Below are 1,614 nucleotides of genomic sequence, written 5' to 3' on the forward strand. Positions count from 1 at the left end.
TGACCTCTTCAAGATTAACCAGACCCAGTTCCTGGAACCAGCGGTTTGGCATCGCATAACTGGCTAATGGGCTTCGCGCATTTCGCCAGCTCGCCATGCGGATGTGCCGGAACGGCGGTTTGTACCCCAGCTGTTTCAGCCGGCGGTGCAGCCGGGACGGTTTCTTCCACAACTTGAGCTGGATGCTGCGCAGTCTGCGCCTTAACCAGGCGGCGATTCGCTTGAAGTCCCTATGTGCATTGGCAATCCTGAAGTAGTGACTGAACCCTCTCAGCAGCGGGTTCAGTGCTTTGATGACCTGACTCAGCGGCTTGCCGCCGTTGCGCCTGGTCAGCTGCTTCAGCTTCGCCATGAACCCGGTCAGTTTCCTGGCTTGAATACGGGTATATCCACTCCCGATTTCGACACCCAGGAATTTCACCCCGTCATCACTGTGCGCAATGTGGGTTTTGCTCGGGTTTACGGTCAGCTTCAGCGCTTTCTCCAGTAAGGTCGTCGCTTGCCGTTGCGCGTTCTCTGCGCCGGCACGACTGCGACAGAAGATCAGGATGTCGTCTGCATAGCGCACTATCCGGTGGCCGCGTCTGCGCATTTCCTGATCAAACGCGTCCAGATAGATGTTCGCTATCAGCGGGCTGATCACGCCCCCTTGTGGACTGCCTGTGTCTGTCGGCTGCCACTGCCCGTCTACCATCACCCCGCTTTTCAGGAACTGTTTGATCAGCTCCAACACGCTGCCATCGGTGACCCGTTGTCGGATGCGTTGCACGATGCGCTCATGATCGAGCGTGTCGAAGCACTTCGACAGGTCCATGTCCACCACATACTGCAGTCCGTAACGCCGGATGAACAGCGTGGCTTTGTTGATGGCATCATGACAGCTTCGATGCGGTCGATACCCATAGCTGGATGGGTGGAACTGCTCCTCGAAGATGGGGGACAGCAGATCGTTCAGGGTTTGTTGGACCACTCTGTCCCGAACGCTCGGGATCCCCAGCAATCTCACGCCTCCCCCGTCTTTCGGGATTTCCACCCGTCTGACCGGTTGTGGCCGATATTGCCTGGTTCTGAGTTCAGAAAGCAGTTGATCGAGGTGTTTACTCAGATCCCGGGCGAAGTCACTCAGGCTCTGCCCATCTATTCCGGCCGCGCCTTTCGCTTTCCACACCTTTTTGAATCCGTTGTACAACCGCTGTTTGTTGAGCAGCTGGCCGTACAGGCTGTAATACACTCGCACTCGCTTTCCTCGGGTTGTGTGCTGTGTGGAGACAGCATGCCTTCTTTCAGTGCCGGTGTATTTCGCTCGGCTGTTTAGCCTTCTGGCACAATGGCAATGTACTAAAGTGAGCCGGAGCTACTCCCGTGTACGGTTTCTCGTTCCAGTACGCTGCTTCCGCAGTGAACCGGTCCGGAATACCCCGATAGCAAGTCGGCTTGTGTACCACTGAAAAAAAAACATCTGTTCATCACAGACTTAAAGTAGGCTTCCTCCCTTCGCAGCACCGACGGCTTTTGGCACGTCGCTGCTCCATCAGACGCTGTGCTGATGGTCAGCCCGGTTTTGTCCTCCACACCATTACTGGGCTTCTCGGGCCGGGCCTTACTCACTACTAC

1 protein-coding gene is annotated in these 1,614 nt (G+C 56.2%); it reads right to left on the reverse strand.

The window, feature by feature from the left end:
• Positions 1-1,231, reverse strand: a 1,231-nt coding sequence (ltrA, locus tag DA373_RS15945; RefSeq protein ID WP_198650341.1) for a group II intron reverse transcriptase/maturase, incomplete at its 3' end; no start/stop codon positions are given.
• Positions 1,232-1,614: the final 383 nt, after the last annotated feature.

Origin of the sequence: Oceanimonas marisflavi (assembly GCF_003049725.1) — a bacterium.
GTDB classification, from domain to species: Bacteria; Pseudomonadota; Gammaproteobacteria; order Enterobacterales; family Aeromonadaceae; genus Oceanimonas; species Oceanimonas marisflavi.